Consider the following 19,882-nt stretch of genomic DNA (forward strand, 5'->3'; position numbering starts at 1 on the left):
ATTTAAAAGAAGTCCTTTTTTCATTCCTATCACACTACTATATTACTTTTCATATTCTTAATTATTTCAATAATAACCCTCGAAGATTGATTCGCTGCAACTTTTGCAAAGCTTTCATAAGATATAGTTGCCTCATCATCTGCAGTATCAGAAATACATCGAATGACAAGAAATGGTACATCATTTATATACGCAGCATGACCAATCGCCGAACCTTCCATCTCTACACAATGCGGCGAGTATTCAGCAATTAATTTCTCTTTCAGCTGCGTACTTTCTACAAAGCATTCCCCGCTAACAATTCTTCCCTTATAAACGTTTCCTTCTAGTCCAATTGTATTACATGATTGTAATGCTAGTTCTCTCAATTCCTTATTTGCAATGAACGTTTCTTGAAACGGAAATAAATTTTTCATTTGTCCTTTATCTACATCATGATGTGTAACATTCGTAGAAATTACGAGATCTCCAACTTTCATACCTGTATATAATCCACCTGCAACACCTGTATTAATCATACAATCTACTTCGAATTTGTTTATTAAAGTTTGTGCACATGAAGCAGCATTCACCTTTCCAACACCACACCTTGTAAGAATAATCTCTTTATCCATGAAAATCCCTCGATAAAAAGGCATTTTGGCAATCGTAAATTCCTCTTGAACCTCTAGCTTTTCTAAAAGTAAGTCTATTTCAATTTGCATTGCTCCAATAATACCGATTTTTTTCATTTGTCATTTACCTCTTCTCGATTATATATAAAGTTTAAGTCACTGAACACTTTTCCGGACTCTCTCAGCCATAACGGATACTAAAAATTTTGGAAGGATAAGCTGCCTTTTTATTCTCTTAGGCTGTGTTACTAATCTATATAACCACTCTGTACCAGTATCCCTCATTAGTTTTGGAGCGCGCTTTACCGTGCCAGATAAAATATCAATCATACCTCCAATACCAATAGATAACGGTATGTTTAATTCTTGAAGATTTTCATAGATGAATAACTCTTGCTTAGGAGATCCTAACCCTACCAATAGTAAGTGTGGTTCGAATTGTTGAATTCGAAGTTTAACTTCTTCTATCTGCTTTTCATATACAAAGCCATGTTGTCCTTCAAAAATAGCATGTGGAAAACGCATTTTTAAATTCTCTAACGCTTTCTCATTACTTTCAGGTGCAGCACCAAAAAGAAACACACGGTATCCCTTTTGATTACAATGTTCTATTAAGTCATGGGTTAAATCTGCACCTGTCACACGCTCTTTCAATGTTCCCTTTAAAATTTTAGAACCGAGTATCACACCTATTCCATCTGCTGTTATTAAATCCGCAGATAGTAAAATATTTTTGAAACGTACAGATTCATTTGAAGTTTCTTTAGCAGACATCACAATTTCAGGATTCGCTGTAACAATAAACTTTGGTTTGTGTTCCTTTTCAGATAGCCAATTTTTTAATAAATCTATTACTCTCTTATACTCTAAGTTACAAAATGGTATGCCTTTTATGTATTGTTGTTCCATTTCTTACATACACTTCCCCTACGTGTTCTCTTATAATAAATGGATTAAACTTCCTCTTTTACAAGCTGTAAATACTCATCAACATCCTGATTTATTTGAAGCAATGCTTTCTCCCAAAACTCATGATCAGCAAGATCGATGTAAAAATATTGTTTCACCAACTCTTCGACTGGGCGCTTTCCAGTCTCACACAAGAATTTTTTATATTTTGAATGAAACTCACCACCTTCTTGCTTTGCAATTTCTAGTAATCCTAAACTTAGTAGATAACCAAATGTATATGGATAGTTATAAAATGGAACATTCGCTGTATAAAAATGCCCATACTTCATCCAAACAAAAGGTTGGTATGCTGTTAGAGAATTTCCATAAGCTGCTTTTTGTGAGAGTATAGATAAATTCTCTAATTCATCCGCACTTAATGGTCCCTTTTGACTTTCTTCATAAAATGCTTGTTCAAATTGAAATGAAGCTCGAATGGCCATTACATAATTAAAGCTATTTCTGATTTTCCAGCTAAGCAATGATTTTCTCAGCATTTCACTTTCTGCTGTTTTAACTAAGTAATCTACAAGTACCATTTCAAAGAAAATGGATGCTGACTCAGCCATACTCATTGGAAGATAATCATCCAAAAATGCGGTAGACTGCTCATGGCACATTACATAAAAATGCCATGCATGTCCTAATTCATGCGCTAATACTCTTACACTATCAATTGTTCCATCATACCGTAATGAAATTCGAGACTCTCCTTCGCTTAAAAAAGGAGCGCAAAATCCACTAGGAGGCTTATTATCTCTTGGCTCAGCATCTACCCAACCATCTATAATCGCGCGCTGTGCAAATTGTGCTAATTCTTCATCAATACTCTTTAAAGCATCGTATATATCCTTTACTGCTAGTGAAAAAGGGATTTCAATCTGATTATTTTCTTCTAATGTCATCAAATCATGCCAAGTAAATATCTCTTTATTACTTTTATGAAACGCTATAACACTCGATAACTTTTCCAGATTCCCTTCAATAGCATCCCACATTTCCAATAATGCATTTTTAGAGATACCGTTTGCTTGAAGAGATTGTGACAAGACTCCCTTTTCTTGCAGCAGGTTACTTTTTATATTACGCAATCTCCCCATTTGATTAAGCACGTTAGCAAATACTGTTTTCTCTTTTTCTAGTGCCTTAGTAAAAGAAGAAAATACTGATAATCTTTCATGATGAGTTTCAGCATTCATCGCAAGATAATTTGCTTTTCCAAATGAAAGTACTTCATTATTATTATGTATTTCTAATTTATTTCGTAATTGTATGTACATGTCTTCCCAAGCTTTTAATTCGTTTTCTATAAAGTTGATATTTTGATATTCGGAAAAGTTACTTTTTTCACAATTCGCTTCTTGTAGTACTAAACGAACTTCAGTTTTCAAATCATTTATTTTTGTATGTGGTAAAACAACTGTAGATTCATCTACTTGTTCAGTAGAAAGACAGTAGAAGTAATACTCTGCCTTTTCAATACTTTGTATAATTCTTGAAAGGATTGCTGAGTCTCGATTTTCTTTATATGTTGCTATTAATTGCTCAATTTTCTCTTTTTCTGTAGAAAACATAGGGTCTTTTGTTTCAGGATATAATCTTTCCAAATCCCACCGCGTTGGATGATTGATGATTTGATTCATTTTATAGCCTCCTGCTTTTACAGATACTTACAACCATGCATTCATTAGCTAATTATATACGAATTATTTTAATTTTAATATCTTGAAATATTCCGACTTTTATGCAAGTATTTTATTTTCCTTTTCTATTTCTTCTTATTTATATAGCGTGCATTTACTGCCTCTTCTTTTGGGTATGTATAGATACATTAAACACATCAACGCAACTACAATCGGAATGGCAATTACATCACCAATAAACGGGTATACCATTATGCAACATGTAAATGCTATTACAGAAAATAACTTTCCTATTCTATTCTTTATCAGTCTGATTCCTGCTGCAGTACCTACGATATACGTAACAATTCCTAACGAATTAGGGATTAATACTAATTTATCTAGGTTAATATGAAAAATAAAACTTATGAAAATCCCTGTTACTGCGATGAATCCAACTGTCATTAAGGCATATGTCGGTGTATTCCTTTTATTATTTAAATATCCAAGATACTTAGGTGCAAATCCTTCTTTTCCTAAAGAATAACCAAGCCGACTCATACTTGCTATAAATGCATTTGTTGTACCTAAGCAAATCATGAAAGCTACTAATCCAACTAACCATGCAAATTGGTCACCTAATATATCTTTGATAACGATTACTAGAGCAGTACTATTATCAGATTCTGTAGAATATGATTTCGTACCAATTACTGAAACGGCAATGCCTACATATAAAAATCCAATAATCATAATAGCAACTCCTGTAGAAAAAATGATATTCCTTTTTCTTGGAGATTTAAATTCTGGTGCTAAACTTGAAATTGCTTCCCATCCAAAAAAAGACCAAAAAATTAATAATGACGCATGTAAAATAGGTTGTATATTATTTACTGAAACCTTCATATTCATATTCTTCATTTCAATAGTAGGTAATGAGCAAACAATGGTTATGAATAAAATAAGAAAAGTTAATACGCTTATACACACTTGAAATACTCCACTCATTTGCAATCCAAAGAAATTTGAACAAATAGCTGTACTTAATATAAGAAAAGCAATTACATATGCAAAGTAAGCAGGGAAATCGAAGACTTTAGTAATATACATCCCGCCTGTTAGAGACACGATAATTTGCCCAACACTTCCAGCAATAAAAAAACACCAACCTATTATAGCTCCAACATTTTTCCCAAAAGCTTTTTCAGAAAATGTTGCAATTCCACCTGCACTAGGATACTCAATAGATAAAAAGGCAAACGTAAACGCAAGCGGGATACTAAGCAAAATCATTATAAACCAAGAAATAATAGCATCTTCCCCCGCTATACTAGCTGTCATACCTGGTAAAATAAGAATTCCTGATCCTAAAACTGCTCCTACATATAAAGCAGTTCCCTTTCGAATAGAAATCGTTTCTTTAAAATCATTAGACATTCTATGCACCCCCATTTATATTTAAATTATAGAAAGTTATTTATCTATTTTATATTCAAAAATGAACATAGTTTTTTTCTAAACTTTATATTATGAAGGTATTTTAGTTATTTATTTTCACTTTCGTAAAGGAGTACATATTATGGATGAAATCGATAAAAAAATAATTTTACTTTTACAAGAAGACGCCAGAATGACGATTAAAGAAATGACGGAACATTTACACCTTAGTCGTCCTAGTGTTACGGAAAGACTCAAACGATTACATGATGCAGGGATAATCGAAAAATATACAGCACGTATTTCTGCTGATGCAGTTGGCAAAGGCATTCAAGCGTTTTTAAGAATAGAAAACTTAAAAATCCCCTGTAAAAAATTCGAAGAGAAAATATACAACGAACATAGAATACTTGAATGTCACCGAGTAACGGGAGAAAGTAGCTATTACTTAAAAGTAGCTGTGCAATCAATGAAAGAATTAGAATCATTAATCGATATTGTAATCCCATTTGGTACCGTGAAAACCTCTATGATACTCTCCTCACCAATCCCTTATAGACCAATTATTGTAGAATAAATATAAGAAAGGAGTGGTCATAAGGACCACTCCTTTCTACTTTAAATTTTTATAAAACCATGACTTTACTTGTTTATTTCCAAATCTCATTTACCCATTCAGGATGATCAATAAATGGATTTCGGTTATGTTGATACTTTGTATAGATAATTTCATTGCGATTTCGTTCAAAATCATCAACTGGGTCTTGTTCATTCCATTTTAGTAAGACTGATAGTTTCCCCATATACGGATCTTTATTGTTATTCACTTTTTCATTCAGTTCTAAATCTATTTCACCGTTATCTCCTTCATAACGAACAGCCATGTAAAACAACATTCTAGCAATGTCACCTTTCACACTATCACGAGGTTCCCAAGAATCATTATCGTATTTACATTCTGTCGCTTCTGAATGATTCACACCGCCATTATCAAAATCCAAATTCCCGCGTGAGCTATTTACAGATACATCCGTGGCTCTTAAATGATGCAGATCCGTTCCAGGTCCTGCAGCCGTGCCAAAATCACCGTGGGATTTTGCCCAAACATGCTCTCGGTTCCAATTATCTACTCCTGAACCATTTGTAAATTTCCCTTGCGAACGTCCTGTATATAAAAGAAGTACATTATTTTTATTATTTGGATCTTCGTCAGTATCTCTTAGTGCTTCCCAAACCGCACTGTATGATATCTTTGTATGATTATCAATAATAGTATGAAGTTCTTTTTTTAACTCTGAACCCGTTCTCCCCTTCGCGCTATTATAATATGTATCATCATAATTAGTTTCGATTACCCCTTGATTTACTTTTGAAGACGAAGAAGCTCCTGCACCGTATACGGTATCTGTAAATGATAGGGATGAAGAACCTAAAATAAAAAATGAAGAAATAGTAAAAATAGCAAGTTTTGGATTTCGGAACACCATATACACATATCCCCTTTAAAATTTAATCTTAACTAATGAACGAAAACAATTCTTTCTAAACACATGAAATATTTTAAAACTACATACACATTTTTTTCTATATGATAGAAAATCCTATTCAGCCTGTATAAATTTCCATGTTTTTGGTTTTTCCGTTTTCTTTCCTAACACTATCCAGCTTTTCTCTTTTCCATTTTCTTGATAATTTACTGGGTATCCATCTGTATATAGATAATATTCAGATGGGTTATTCGGATTTGGATACACTTTAAACTGTGCAGTATTTGTTTTTTGTTTTGCAAGATGTACCCAGTTTGTCATGTTAGAGTAGTTTAGAAATACGTAATTATCATAATTTGATTGCGTCATTTTCAGCAGTACACTTTCTCCCCTATGAAGCATACCGTTATTCTCTTTATCAAATAAAAACTGAACTGGCGTACCATGAACTTTATTATCGTCTACGTAATTAGATAATAGTGCATAGTCATTCCTCGCATACACTTCAAAGGTCAAACCTCTATTTGAAAACTCACTCGGCACAATGAAGTATTTTTTATTTTCTTGTATTGCTTCTCCTTTAGAATCTTTTACTACCGTATTTTCAATATCTTCAGCAGCAGTTTTGCCAACGTATGTTTTAAACCATAAATGAATAAATCCCGCTGTATTTCTTTGCGCTTTTTCTAAACTCCTCTGAACAGCTGGCATGACTTCTTGTTGCCAAAGAGCATTGTTTCCTTTATTGTATTGAGTTTTAATATTATCATTAGTAATATTCATAATTTCTGCCTTAGCAAGTTTAGCGGTTTCATGTATCCACTGTTTCGGATCATTAGAATCGACTAAATTATATGTTCCCTTGTCATCCTTCACTTCAAATTGTGTATGAATTGTCGTCACATAATTTTCAAAGGCGCTATGAAACTTTAAGGCACTCATATCGACAGCTGTAAAATTAGCGGCATGCATTGGTTGGGTCGCATCTGTAAAGTAATGCGTTGCAACACCTAAATAATAAAAAGCTTGTTTTTGATCACCCTTCTTAAAGTATTCACCTGCTAATTTAAAATATTTATCTCCTTGCGAGAGGGCTGTTGGCTCTTCTTCCCCTTTATAGTTCTTTCTCGTATCAGGATCGTAGAAATGAGATTTCCATCCTCCCCTAATTAGCCCATCAATACCGATTGTACCTGTACCTCCATCGTTAAACTCATCAAGGTAATCAGCGTCATAAAGACCTCTTTCAAATAACTCCTTATATTCAGGAGTATTTAAAAATTGCAATTCATTTTCTTGAACCGTCTTATCTTGATTACGACTCATAATTTGAATCGCATTTCGTGCAATCCATAAATGCGTACTTTCATTAGGGTGATGCGGATGCTCTGCAGACCATCTCTTCACACGTTTATGCTCTTGATTCTCCTGTTTCATTACTTCTCCTATTCCACAAGCTTGTGCTTCTGCTGGGATTACCACAGTACCAGAAGCTATCGCCGTGACCAGAGCCAGTGTACATAATTTCTTTTTCATACGATTCTCCTAAACCTTAATTTCATCGATAACGTAAACGATTTCACTTTGAAGTAAAAATATCCTTCTACATTAAAAATGTAGTTTAATAATAACTTATATATTTCGATTTTTTTATGCAATTATACATATTTGATTACTAGCTAAAAAGGAAACAGTTCACAATAAAAATTTCTATACAACGAAACAGAAAACAGAATATTAAAAACGAGAGTTACTCTCATTTTCAATCTTCTGACACCTTAGCTAAGAAACCATTTCATTTCAGTATTCTACTTAAATAAGCGACAGAGCATATTCCTAATAGGAGTTCACCTTGTATCATTCCTTTATGTATACGAAATTCAATTTGCATATCTGCTCCCCTCTACCTTCAGTGAATCAAATGCTATTTTTAATTTAATACATTTTCGGCTGCTATTTTAAAATATTTTGCAGATCGTTTATATGCACGACTATCATAGAGATAGTTTCCTAGTTCAAGAGCCAACTCTCGAACTAAAGAATATTGCCTTTTTTCTAGCCCTATTTCAATTTCTTTTTCCATATTTTTCTCAAAACTATCATCATTTCCCCTTAGTTTAGATATTTGGGCTTTAAATCCATAGAGTTGAACATGTGCATAAGGTATATCACAAGTAGATAGAATATCAAATGCATCATCTATCAGTTTATTAACAGTTTGCCAGTCTTTTCGCTCCATATAAATTTCTATTAAATTCCGTAGTATATACACCTTATCAGCTGTTCGCGGGAGATAGTCACTCAGCTCTAAACTTTTTTCATAATATGAAATCGCATTTGCATACTCTTTCAAGCCTTGATAAATTTTCCCGTAATTATATGCAATCAAACATACATTCAAAGGATTGTTATTTGTCTTCGCTTCATTTTCTGCTTGTTTCAAAGATTCAATGGCTTGTTCTTGTAGTTTATCCTTGTTATATTGCATCGCAAGATTGATTAGCACATGTATTTTTTCATGTTCTTTATTAAATTTCCCATACAATTTATAGGCTTTTTTGGCATACATGCGACTAATACTTTGATCTTTATAAAGGTGCATACGTACTTGACTTATGTTGTAATATATATGAGCATGTTGCACCATTTCTTCAGAACCAAGCATATTTTCTATCTTCTTGTAAATTTCATATGCTATAATATAGTCTCCTTTATTTAAAAAGTATAGCCCTCTAGCCATTAAATAATATATAATCTTCCGTATCTTGTGTTTCTACTTGATCTGGAATCACTTGTGATGCCTGTTCTACAAATGGTGTTACATATAATACATTATGATTTCGGGCATGATAGTATATAAGAACTCCACAGACTTTTAGTAATAATGGTATCGAATCTGTATCACGAACATACAACTCTAACGAAGGTAGTTCAGTTTCACTGATACTTTCATTTTTTTTATATGTATCACATATTTTAAGAATATTAGATTCTATCCCTTCACTTCTTCCCTCTATTAAAAAATCACTATCAACATTCAGCTTTTGAGAAATCTTTTGTAAAAAAGAAGAAGATGGTTTAATTTGTCCATTTTCTATTCTACTTAAATAAGCGATAGAGCATATTCCTGATACGAGTAAACCCCTTATGTATACGAATTTGACGGATTCTTTCCCCGATTTGCATGTTTTCGCCCCTTATTTAAACATTCTCAATAATGAAACAACTTTTTATATACTGATGTACTCTATTTTAATTGTACTGTTGTAATTCTATAATTTTTATCCACTTGTTAAAAAAATTGGTAAAAAAGCTAATTTTTTCACTATTTTTTTCGTGGAATTTTACTACTTGTTATTAACATAAACCAAGGTTTATATTTTAAGTACGATAAACTTGCTAGAAAAAATTAAAAAACAAATAGAAACAATTGTTATTTTTATCATATCCCTAGCAGCTTGCACTTATTTTTTCACACAAATATGATGAATAAATTTCATACAATAAATTGGTATTCAATTTATCGCACTATCCTATTGTATATGGACAGTCTATTACCTATTCACAATAAAATTTTAAAAACGTAACAGATAAAATAATAATTATTTTATCAACTACAGTTTATCGATTATTGAAATCAAAAATATTTATTAAATAAGAAAGAGGGATGAATATGATTTGGAGAACACATGACAGAAAGGTACGAAAAATAGTAAGATATGCTGCAGGATTTGTTATCCTTTTAATACTAGTATCCTTTATCTATCAGTGGAATAACGGTTTAGTGATTGATACGCCTGAGAGAGTTTCTTTCGGACTAGTTCTCACTACTTTCCTTTGCAGCTTTTTACCTATTAAAAAGCAAATAAATGAATAATAAAAAAGCACTTGGGGATGGATCTCAAGTGCTTTTTTTGCAAGATAACATGTTATACTATTTAAATTATCTATATTCTTACCTGCATAACAAAAAAGGATTGATCAAAAGATCAATCCTTTACTCTACCTCATTTAAGAAGAACAATGTTAAAACGCCTGGTCCTGTATGAGCACCAATTGCTGCTCCAATTGTATTTACAATAAACACGTCACAACCAAATCTTTCCGTGATTAGTGTTTTTAATGCATTCGCAGTTTCTAAATCATCACCATGTGTGATTCCAATTGTTTGCCCCTTCAGTTCTTTACCACGTTCTTCCATAATATCAACGATTCGGCCTAAAACTTTCTTTCTACCTCTTACTTTTTCAAGCGGTACAAGTTTACCTTCTTCTACATTTAAGATCGGCTTAATATTTAATAAGCCACCGATAAACCCAGCTACTTTACTTAAGCGACCACCTCTTACAAGATACTGCAGGTCAGCTACCGTAAAGATATGCTCCATATGTTTTGTTAGAAAAGTAATTCGGTTCAAAATTTCTTCTTTTGATGCGCCCTCTTTAGCCATTTTCGCAGCTTCTATTACTACAAGCCCTTGACCTAGCGAGGCACATTTTGTATCAATAATTTCTAAATCAAGATCTGAATATTCTTCTTTAACCTCTTCTTTAATAACAACCGAAGATTGGTATGTACCTGAAAGTTCGGATGAAAAAGCTAAATATATACAAGGGTTACCTAGCTTCGCATATGTAGTAAACTTTTCTTGAAATGTTTCTAATGATGGCAGCGATGTTTTGTACGCTTCGCCTTCTCTCATCTTTTGCAACAATTGAGTCGATTCTAATGTTCCTCCGTCTAAATACTCTGTTTCTGCTTCATCATATACACGGAGTGGAATCAAATCAATATCGTAAGTTTGCAGCAATTCTTTTGGTAAATCGGCCGCACTATCCGTAATGATTTTAACACTCATTTTTTAAACCTCTATTCTATTATTAAGTATACGAAAATAAAAATAATTACCTTTAAATTATATACGTAAAACACTTGTGAAGAAATAGAAAGTATTATTAGACTATTCTATGCATGAGATAGCAAGAAATGAACTTCTTTTCAACATGATTTATATGGAGATACGAAACGATTATTTTATTACAAATCACATTATCACCTATATAATGAAAATATCAGAACTTTTCAAGGGGTGTATTTTTATGGGAATCAAGTTTGCTTCATTAGAAGATTTAGAATGGATTAATTGTCAATATGAAGACGCGGGATTTGTGCCAAGTGACTTAAAAAAGGATAAAGTTGCGATTATAACGTACAACGGAGAATATGCAGGGTTAGGACGTTTAGTATATATTGATCATAATACGATAGAGATGGGTGGTATTTACATCCTTCCCAAATACAGAGGTTATAAATTAGCTGGAGATCTCGTTTCTTTCTTAGTAAACGAAGCGAAGCAATCCAATATACCTAATATTTATTGCATCCCTTTTGAAGAGTTGGAAACTTTTTATAAAAGATATGGTTTTAAAGAAGTTAATATTAATCAAGAGACTGTTCCAACTGCTATCCTGGCTAAATATAAATGGTGCTTACAGGAATATGATAAAAATGTTTTATTGTTTAAGTTATAAAACTTTAATCAACCCTCACCAATCAAGTTTAATTTCATATAGGAAACAATTTCATGTTTTCATCAAAAAACGTTATAATGGATTGTAGCCTCTACGACTATGTTATAAAGGAGAATGAAACAATGGCTAAAATTAAAGTATATCAAGCAAAAGAAGAACATATGGAAACAGTAAAAGACATTATTGATGTTCAAGAAGAAAATCCAACTGCTGAACATTTACAAACTCTTTACACATGTGTATTAGATACTGAGGATATGGCATTGCCTGAATCATATATCGAAGAAGATATTTTAATCGATTCTATTGAAGTAATGGTGAATGTTTCTCAAAATAAAGTAAGAGATCTAGGTACATACGATGTAATTGAAGTTCAAAACAAAGGTAAAAAAACACAAATCTTATTATTAGCGGACGAAGAATACGAAGTAATTGAAGGCTAATTTATAGTGTTACATACGAAAAACTCCTTTCTCATTTAGAAAGGAGTTTTTTATGCTGTGATTTACTGATGAATGAATACATACAATTTTATCAACGCTCCGACAACTAGCAACAAAAAAACAAGAGTCCGTTGACTCTTGTTTTTCATCTTTTATGCTTTTCCACTCTCTTGTTCTTTCTTATATACCATTTTCTCGTTACCCATAAAGAAAATAAATATGAATGCTAAACCAGCAGGAACGAGTGCCCACATAAATGTATGAACGATAGAACTCGAAAGAGCTTCAATAATTTTATCTAATACTTGCGGTGGAAGTTGAGATCTTGCCCCTTCTGAAAGGATTGCTCTTGCATCTCCTATGGCGTTGCTATTCATTCCACTTCCCATTCCTGTAAATGCTTCTTCTAATTTATCTTGAAAACCTGTTCTTTGAATCATACCAAAGACTGTAATTCCAAGTGTCATTCCTAATGAGCGAATAAAGTTACTCGTTGAAGTTGCTGATCCTCTTTGGTTCATACCAAAATTATGGATTGCCGCCATACTTAATACGGAGAACGAGAAACCTACGCCAAAACCGATAATAATCATATACATAGTTAACCATACACGGCTTGTTTCTGGTGTTAATGTGCTTAATAAGAACAATCCACCTAACATAATCACAGCTGAAATCATCATAATATTACGATATCTTAACTTTGATGTTAAAAATCCACCTAGCTGCGCTGTAACAACTGACCCTAACATCATTGGTAATAGTAATAGGCCGGAATTCGTCGCGGATCCGCCATATACGCCTTGAATAAATAACGGAATATAGACAGTCGCTGACATAAACGCTGCTCCGTAACATAAAGCGATAATTGTACTCATCCCAAATAAACGCTGTTTAAACATTTCAAACGATATGATAGGTTCTTCCGCTTTTCTTTCAATAAAAATAAACATAATGATTAAAATAGCAAATGCTGCAAATAAGCTTAAAATAAAAGTAGAATCCCAATCATATTTCTGTCCACCAAGTTCTAATGCAAACATGAAACAAACGACTGCACCAACGAGTGTAATTGCACCAAACCAATCGATCTTTTGTTTTTGGTGAACGCGTGATTCTTTATAAAAGAATACAATAAAAATAAGTGATAGAATCCCTAGCGGTAAGTTAATATAAAACACCCAGTGCCAGCTAATATAGTCTGTAATATATGCACCAAGTAACGGACCGAAAATGCTAGATAATCCAAACACCGCTCCAAACAATCCACCCATTTTCCCACGTTTTTCGGGCGGAAAGATATCAAATACAATCGTAAATGCAATCGGAACAAGTGCTCCGCCGCCAATACCTTGAATCGCACGATAAATACCTAACTGCGTAATATTTTCTGATGTACCACAAAGTGCAGAACCAACCATAAAAACAATTAAACCAAAAATAAAGAATTTCTTTCTCCCATACATATCTGATAGCTTTCCGAAAATCGGCATCCCTGCCATTTCCGCTACCATATAGGCGGATACGACCCAGACAAAGTTTTCTAGTCCGCCTAAATCACCAACAATCGTTCCCATCGCTGTAACAACGATGGTATTATCCATTGATGCCATTAAAATGCCTAGCAATAAACCGGAAACTACAAAGCCAAGTTTACTATTCTTCGCAACCATATATCTTGCTCTTCCTCTTACACCTATATTTGTTTATGTTCTTTTACAACTGATTTTCCTTTTTGATTAAAACTCGTATGATATTCCACAACACTGATTTCACAGCCAGGTCCAATTGTAACATTATTCCCTCTTACTATTTCAGCTATTGTGTGTTCTAAATAAATGTCGTCCCCTTCGATAATTGATGTTTGAAGATTGCCAGTATGACTTGTGAAAGGAATAAATCTAGCTTTTTTTCGTACCGTAATCTTTTTACCACCTATTTCTCGCACTTTACTTCCTTCAAAACAGAGTATGATATGAATGTTTTCTGCATTTAATAGACCTTCACTTTCAAGTCCCCCTGTTAGTAATAACTCTTCTACTTCAATGTCCTCCTTCACATGTAAAGCCCCTTTAATATCTACAACATTTCCAGATAATCTGCCTTTGACTTCAAACATACCTCTCACTTTCATCTTCTCAACGTGGCCATTACCTTGTACTTGCGCATTCCCATACACTTTCACATATTCTGACTGTATATTTCCTTCTACTTCACTTTCTCCATAGACGACATAATTTTTTGCCTTCATATCACCGCAAACATCACTCGTTCCATACGTCTTAAATTCATTACAACTAACATGGTTAGAAATCGTTCCTTCACCACGGATTTTCACTTTATTATAAGCTCCACCTGCTGAACTACCTGATCCGTTCACAGTGAGACTATGCTGATTTTCCATATCTACTCCTCACTTCCCCCAAAAATTAAACTTGTTGAATTTCTTTTACTTTCGCATTCTTATCCACATGAAGAACCCCTGTATATTCAATCAGTCCAATCTCACAATTCGGGCCTACCGTAACATTGTTACCTCTTACTGTTTTGATTTGTACGTGATCAATATCAATATTGTCACCTTCTAACAATTCAGCTTCTAAGTGCGACCCAAACACGGTGTTAAAAAGTCTACTAAATGCTGTCGCTCTATGCCTTACTTTAATTGTTTGACCACCTATTTCTTTTGCTCTACATGTACCATGAATATCGATGTCAATTTCATCGGCACTTAGTAAGCCTCCAATTGTAAACTGTCCTTCTGACGAAAAGATATCTACTTCACAATTACCGTCAATAGTCGATTGCCCGCGGATTTTAAGCTCTTCACCTTTCAAAGTACCACCAATTGTTCCTTTACCAGCAATTTTTAAATCGTCAGCCGTTACATCTTTTGTAATCGTTGCTTTTCCATCAATTCGCATATTTTCAGCGCTTACTGTACCGTCAACTTTACCAGATCCACTAATTTTTGCGCTCTTGCTTTTTAAATCACCATTTACACTACCAGAACCGTTACATTCAAAGCTGTCACATTCAACATTCCCGTTCACAGTTCCTTTTCCGTTTAATTGTACTTTATGAAATTCCCCACCGTTAGAAGAACCGTAACCATTTATAATTAATTTTTCTGATCGCATCATTTTTCCCCCACTACAATAGTTTCGATTTTAATGCTTCTGTATATTGCATGATTGCTAAACGTACGACTATCTTTGTTCCTTTTTCAAAAAGTAAATCATCTACATTTGAAACTAAGAAACATGTAGAAACACCAAGCTTTCGAACCACAACTAATTCGCTATTCTTTTGTTTCATGATTTCATAATGTTCGTGAAGTACTTGCAGTATCATCTTGCCTTCTTCCAAGCTAATTTCTCCAGATTGAAGCAATTTCTCTAAAATAAATACATAAAGAATAGCAGCAAACTGAAATTCTGCCTGTTTATTCGTTTGTTCTATAAAAAATTGCACAACCGGTTCTGAAGCAATTCCTTTTCGGATGACGTCTTCTTTCGTTAAAGAAATCTCAGATACACTTGGTGAAAACATATTTGCTAGTTCATCAAGCGAAAGGTCTTCTTTCATCGTTTGAATTTTATCAATGCGCTCTAATATTTTTTCTTTCGGAAAAAATGTTTCTTGCCCTGTAAAAGTCGATTTTCGCACAAACCAATCTTCCGGTATTAAATTCTTTCGTTTCCACCTATATAATTGCCCGTATGAAATACCAGTCAGTTCCAATAAATCTTTTTTTGAAATTAAATCTGTACTCAACTGTATAACACTCCTTCCTGACATCAATGTAACATAACACTGTTACGATGTAAATGGGCGTTTATAAAAATATGCGTAACAATGTTCAAAGTCAAACTTTTATTCCATACAAAAAGGCCCTTTCGTACTCCATTAAATACCGAAAGAGCCCTTTTATATCAGGGTTTAAACCATATATTATAAAAATCAATCCAGCCTTGAGAGTTAATTCTTATATTTTGTACTTTTTCATGTGTACTTATGTGTTGTTTATTACGATATAAAGGAATAATATGAATGTTACGTAACAATGTGTCCTCCACATCGCGTAACAATGTCATTCGATTTTCTAAATTAGGTTCAATAAAGTACGCATGTAATTGTTCATGAAAGTCTAGAGAGCTATGCTGATTTATAAAACTATTTTTCGCAAGAAACATTTGTAGAAAACTTAGTTCTATTTGTTCACTAATTGTCGCACTATCATGAATTAAATCCGCTTGTTCCATTGTTTCCACTCGTAATAATTCCAGTGCATCGAGAAAATGTATTTCAATTGTAATTCCATACTTTGCACATTTTTTTTGAATCCACTTAGAATCTTCCACATGATCTTGTTCTTTAAACGTATACAAGTATAATACTTCGCCACTATATTCGCTCTTTTGTAGAAGAGTGTTCACATCCTCATTTATGCTCCAAGTTGCACGATTTCCTAGTAATAATTCATCTGCTCCCTCACCGCGTTCTCCCTCTAACTCGTCTATTATTTTATTACTATGAATTATTCTATATAATGCTTGCCTAAATGTACTATTTTGCAAAGGTCCTTGTTTTTTAGTATTTAACGTAACATACGTTACGTTAGATTCCATTTTAGAAAGTTCTTTATGAGGGTTCTCTATCTCTTTATGCTCGGCTTTCATCGAAACGTCATACTCATCCGTACTTTTCGGTACATTCCAAAGTTCAATTCGATCAAGAAAGGGTCGTTCACGAAAGTATGAATTATGTACTTCTAATACAAAGATAGAATCATTATTTTCTCGTAGTTTAAATGGCCCTGTTCCACTTACATTCCCTTCTTCATCTTCTGTTACAATAGAACACTGTTCTGCACCTAAAATATGTAATAACAACTTATTTTCTGTATATAAGTAAACCTCCACAATATGTTCATTTACAATATGAATTCTTTCAACATGTTGCAACATCCACAGGTACGGATTATCCTCCGTATTCATAAATCTATTGAATGAGTAGGCAACATCATGAGCTGTGAAACGTTTACCATTATGAAATTGCACACCTTTACGCAAATAAAAAGTCCACATTTTTTGGTCGTCATTATACTCCCAATGAAACGCAAGTCTCGGCTCTATTACATTGGTACTCTCGTTCACATATACAAGTGTGTCGTATACATGTTTCACCATATGACATTCTGAACGCATTGTAGCATACATAGGATCCAAAAGAATCTTCGGACGCATTTCAACTTGTAAACGAAGTACATCTTGTCTACCTTGATTCGTCATTTCAATTTGATAACCAAATATTGAATTTATCCAAGTTTGGAATTGCTTTTGCAACATTGGAAAATACTCCATATATTGTTCAACAAATTCTTTTCCACCTTTTACATCCCCCTGTTTCGTTATTTCTTTCCCCTTTTCTAAAATTAAGGAAGTTGGATCTTTTTGAAACGATACCTTTGATCGATTCCCTCTCCCGCGTCCTGGAGACCAACAAACCCATCCTAGCTCTTCTAATTTTTTAATAATAAATTTACTGTTTCTATCCGTACAAAACAATGTTTCAGATATATTTTGTAATGTTATTTCTATTTTTTCTCCCTCTGGTATCCCTTTTCCATACCGGATCCAAAGCTGAACGTACTGATCTAAAATAACCATATTCATCCCCCTAAAAGGTGAAAAATCCCACTCTTTCATTCTACCCTTTTTCATTCCTTGCTTCTATCTTAAGATTTCCATATAGAGAGGAGGAAATAAAGAATGAATCATCTTATAAAACGTTATAGTAAACCGATTTGGATTCGACTACTAGGTGAATTGTTAACAAGAACAACTGAGGCGATGTTAGCGATAATTTTTATTGTACATGTGAATAAAGCTTTAGAAGGAAATGTCATCTTGACGATGCTTCTCTTTGGCTTGCAACCTCTTTCTGATATTGTGTTCACAATCATTGCTGGAGGTGTAACAGATCGCTATGGCAGAAAGAAAATTATGTTACTTGGATTATTCATCCAAGCAATTGCAATAGGCGGATTTGTTTTTGCTGCATCAGTACCCTTTTTCGCTTTGCTATATGTACTAAATGGTATCGGCCGCTCCTTATATATTCCTGCTCAGCGTGCTCAAATTGCAGACTTAACTGCGCCAGAGCAACAAGCAGAAATATTTGCTGTTCTTCAATCAGTGGGAGCAGTCGGAGCTGTAATTGGTCCGTTCATTAGCGCCTTTATTTATGATAGTCACCCTGAATACTTATTTATGATTCAAGCTATGACTCTCCTGCTATATGCCATTCTCGTATGGACGCAGCTTCCCGAAACAGCGCCAAACATTCAAACAGCTCAAAAATCAACACAAGTCACAACAAGAAAGGAATTTATTTTTAAACATTATGCTGTATTTGGACTTATGATATCTACTCTTCCGATTAGCTTTTTCTATGCGCAAACTGAAACGAATTATCGTGTATTTGCAGAGAATATATTTCCAAATTTCTTATTCGTTCTCGCATTCATTTCAACTTGCAGAGCAATTATGGAAATCCTACTACAAGTCGGTCTCGTCAAATGGTCTGAACGATTTTCCATGCCAAAAATAATCGTTATTTCATATATTTTTTATACATTGGCAGCCATCGGTTATGGTTATTCCACAACATTATTGTCACTCTTCTTTACATTACTTTTCCTTACAATTGGGGAAAGTATTGCTTTAAATCATCTACTTCGATTTGTTTCAGGAATCGCACCGAGTCATATGCGTGGATTGTATTTTTCTATTTACGGGATACACTGGGACATTTCTCGAACATGCGGTCCAGTTATTGGAGCAATGATATTAGGTCATGTAAACGGCAGTACCCTATTTTATATTTGTGCCTGCTTATTAATCATTGGTGGAATCATACAAACTTATTTTGTTTCTTCCGTAGAACGTAACAAAGCAAAAGAGCTGTCTTTATAAAGACAGCTCTTTCTTCTTCCCTTGGCTAACCAGCCATATTATTAATACTATCCCCTGGAGAGAATACAGAAATATGATCGACTTTTCCAGTAGAACTCGGTATAACAAACTTCAGTTCAAATTGGTCATTCACTTTATAAATATATATTTTGTCATTGCCATTTACTTTAACTGACATCGGTTTCCCTAAAACTTTTTCAATGTCCTGTAAAGTAATTGTGTGAAGGTCTGAATGGTTGGAACGAACATCAAAAATTTGAGATCCTTTATTAAACCCAATAACAACCTTTTTACTTTTATAAGTAGAATACATCCCTTTACCTGCTGGTTCAGTTTTATCAGCTTTCCCCCATACCTTTTCAACGTCTTCAATATCACTTGTATGTGCAGCAAATGCAACATTTGGTACTTTTCCTTGTTTAGCTTGTTCTAATATATTTTTAATTTGATTACTTATTTTAGGATCTATAGATGAATTAGGTGGATTGGGCTTTGGTTTAGAATCTGTTGATGAACTCCCTGAATCCTTGGATGGATCTGAAGAAGGTTTTTCATTTTTCTTTTCAGCTGAATCAGCAGAAGAATCCGGTTCCACTTCAGAATTCTTCTCAGGTGTTTGCGTAGTTGATTTCTGTTCATCAGAATCCTTGCAAGCTGTTAGTGCTAGCATACATGTTAATACGAGAAAGCACATTATCAGTTTCATACAAGCTTTCATACTTGCATCCTCCTAAATTATAATCCATCACACTACATTTCAACGTAAATCCATATCCTTTTACATCTGAAAAATCCTTCAACTTATATCCCACTTCTC

At 33.7% G+C, this 19,882-nt stretch carries 18 protein-coding genes and 1 pseudogene; 5 read left to right on the plus strand and 14 right to left on the minus strand.

Translation table 11 applies throughout. The annotated features are described in order from the left end of the window. Nucleotides 1–29: 29 nt before the first annotated feature. From HRG09_RS09240 to HRG09_RS09255, 4 genes are all read right to left on the minus strand, one after another. A complete protein-coding gene (locus HRG09_RS09240; protein WP_174100518.1) occupies nucleotides 30–731 on the minus strand; it encodes a 5'-methylthioadenosine/adenosylhomocysteine nucleosidase in 702 nt (233 codons plus the stop codon). Nucleotides 732–770: 39 nt separating this feature from the next. Next, nucleotides 771–1,523 carry a WecB/TagA/CpsF family glycosyltransferase gene (locus HRG09_RS09245; RefSeq protein WP_174100519.1) on the minus strand — a complete coding sequence of 251 codons (753 nt, stop codon included), beginning with the start codon at nucleotides 1,521–1,523 and terminating at the stop codon, nucleotides 771–773. 44 nt (nucleotides 1,524–1,567) lie between these two features. Then, nucleotides 1,568–3,208 (minus strand): M3 family metallopeptidase, encoded by a 1,641-nt coding sequence (locus tag HRG09_RS09250; protein WP_174100520.1) that lies wholly within the window; start codon nucleotides 3,206–3,208, stop codon nucleotides 1,568–1,570. A 135-nt stretch (nucleotides 3,209–3,343) separates the two neighbouring features. After that, complete coding sequence (locus HRG09_RS09255) at nucleotides 3,344–4,624, minus strand: APC family permease (RefSeq protein ID WP_174100521.1); 1,281 nt, start codon at nucleotides 4,622–4,624, stop codon at nucleotides 3,344–3,346. A gap of 142 nt (nucleotides 4,625–4,766) precedes the next feature. On the opposite strand from HRG09_RS09255, the gene HRG09_RS09260 reads away from it, so the two are divergent. Next, nucleotides 4,767–5,201 carry an Lrp/AsnC family transcriptional regulator gene (locus HRG09_RS09260; RefSeq protein WP_174100522.1) on the plus strand — a complete coding sequence of 145 codons (435 nt, stop codon included), beginning with the start codon at nucleotides 4,767–4,769 and terminating at the stop codon, nucleotides 5,199–5,201. 73 nt (nucleotides 5,202–5,274) lie between these two features. On the opposite strand, the gene HRG09_RS09265 is transcribed toward HRG09_RS09260, so the two are convergent. The 3 genes and pseudogenes from HRG09_RS09265 to HRG09_RS09275 all read right to left on the minus strand — a co-directional run bounded on the left by HRG09_RS09265 (nucleotide 5,275) and on the right by HRG09_RS09275 (nucleotide 9,297). After that, nucleotides 5,275–6,111, minus strand: a complete 837-nt coding sequence (locus tag HRG09_RS09265; protein ID WP_174100523.1) for an endonuclease I family protein — start codon at nucleotides 6,109–6,111, stop codon at nucleotides 5,275–5,277. A 114-nt stretch (nucleotides 6,112–6,225) separates the two neighbouring features. Next, nucleotides 6,226–7,647: a zinc dependent phospholipase C family protein gene (locus HRG09_RS09270; protein WP_174100524.1), complete on the minus strand. Its 1,422-nt coding sequence runs from the start codon at nucleotides 7,645–7,647 to the stop codon at nucleotides 6,226–6,228. A 394-nt stretch (nucleotides 7,648–8,041) separates the two neighbouring features. Next, nucleotides 8,042–9,297: pseudogene (locus HRG09_RS09275) on the minus strand (helix-turn-helix domain-containing protein). Nucleotides 9,298–9,784: 487 nt separating this feature from the next. Here HRG09_RS09275 and HRG09_RS09280 point away from each other — a divergent pair. After that, nucleotides 9,785–9,988 (plus strand): hypothetical protein, encoded by a 204-nt coding sequence (locus tag HRG09_RS09280; RefSeq protein ID WP_174100525.1) that lies wholly within the window; start codon nucleotides 9,785–9,787, stop codon nucleotides 9,986–9,988. 120 nt (nucleotides 9,989–10,108) lie between these two features. On the opposite strand, the gene HRG09_RS09285 is transcribed toward HRG09_RS09280, so the two are convergent. Beyond that, nucleotides 10,109–10,969, minus strand: coding sequence for a DegV family protein (locus HRG09_RS09285; RefSeq protein WP_174100526.1), 861 nt, complete (start codon nucleotides 10,967–10,969; stop codon nucleotides 10,109–10,111). 241 nt (nucleotides 10,970–11,210) lie between these two features. Here HRG09_RS09285 and HRG09_RS09290 point away from each other — a divergent pair, with 241 nt between their 5' ends. Both HRG09_RS09290 and HRG09_RS09295 read left to right on the plus strand, forming a co-directional pair. Continuing rightward, nucleotides 11,211–11,642, plus strand: a complete 432-nt coding sequence (locus HRG09_RS09290; protein WP_174100527.1) for a GNAT family N-acetyltransferase — start codon at nucleotides 11,211–11,213, stop codon at nucleotides 11,640–11,642. A 122-nt stretch (nucleotides 11,643–11,764) separates the two neighbouring features. Then, the gene (locus HRG09_RS09295; RefSeq protein WP_001062726.1) at nucleotides 11,765–12,085 is read left to right on the plus strand and encodes a hypothetical protein; all 321 of its coding nucleotides are present in this window, start codon (nucleotides 11,765–11,767) and stop codon (nucleotides 12,083–12,085) included. A 152-nt stretch (nucleotides 12,086–12,237) separates the two neighbouring features. Here HRG09_RS09295 and HRG09_RS09300 read toward each other — a convergent pair whose 3' ends face one another. The 5 genes from HRG09_RS09300 to HRG09_RS09320 all read right to left on the minus strand — a co-directional run bounded on the left by HRG09_RS09300 (nucleotide 12,238) and on the right by HRG09_RS09320 (nucleotide 17,811). Beyond that, nucleotides 12,238–13,758 carry an MDR family MFS transporter gene (locus HRG09_RS09300; protein ID WP_174100528.1) on the minus strand — a complete coding sequence of 507 codons (1,521 nt, stop codon included), beginning with the start codon at nucleotides 13,756–13,758 and terminating at the stop codon, nucleotides 12,238–12,240. Between the two features lie 23 nt (nucleotides 13,759–13,781). Further along, a complete protein-coding gene (locus tag HRG09_RS09305) occupies nucleotides 13,782–14,489 on the minus strand; it encodes a polymer-forming cytoskeletal protein (RefSeq protein WP_174100529.1) in 708 nt (235 codons plus the stop codon). Nucleotides 14,490–14,514: 25 nt separating this feature from the next. Then, a complete protein-coding gene (locus tag HRG09_RS09310; protein WP_174100530.1) occupies nucleotides 14,515–15,225 on the minus strand; it encodes a polymer-forming cytoskeletal protein in 711 nt (236 codons plus the stop codon). A gap of 13 nt (nucleotides 15,226–15,238) precedes the next feature. Continuing rightward, nucleotides 15,239–15,862 carry a YhbD family protein gene (locus HRG09_RS09315; RefSeq protein WP_174100531.1) on the minus strand — a complete coding sequence of 208 codons (624 nt, stop codon included), beginning with the start codon at nucleotides 15,860–15,862 and terminating at the stop codon, nucleotides 15,239–15,241. Between the two features lie 158 nt (nucleotides 15,863–16,020). Next, entirely contained in the window at nucleotides 16,021–17,811 is a 1,791-nt protein-coding gene (locus HRG09_RS09320; RefSeq protein ID WP_174100532.1) for an ABC transporter substrate-binding protein, read from the minus strand. A 48-nt stretch (nucleotides 17,812–17,859) separates the two neighbouring features. Between HRG09_RS09320 and HRG09_RS09325 the strand changes: the two genes are divergently transcribed. Next, nucleotides 17,860–19,065 (plus strand): MDR family MFS transporter, encoded by a 1,206-nt coding sequence (locus HRG09_RS09325; protein ID WP_174100533.1) that lies wholly within the window; start codon nucleotides 17,860–17,862, stop codon nucleotides 19,063–19,065. Nucleotides 19,066–19,090: 25 nt separating this feature from the next. On the opposite strand, the gene HRG09_RS09330 is transcribed toward HRG09_RS09325, so the two are convergent. Then, the gene (locus HRG09_RS09330; protein WP_174100534.1) at nucleotides 19,091–19,783 is read right to left on the minus strand and encodes a YjgB family protein; all 693 of its coding nucleotides are present in this window, start codon (nucleotides 19,781–19,783) and stop codon (nucleotides 19,091–19,093) included. Between the last annotated feature and the right edge of the window lie 99 nt (nucleotides 19,784–19,882).

Origin of the sequence: Bacillus sp. Xin1, from assembly GCF_013314535.1 — a bacterium.
Taxonomy (GTDB): Bacteria; Bacillota; Bacilli; order Bacillales; family Bacillaceae_G; genus Bacillus_A.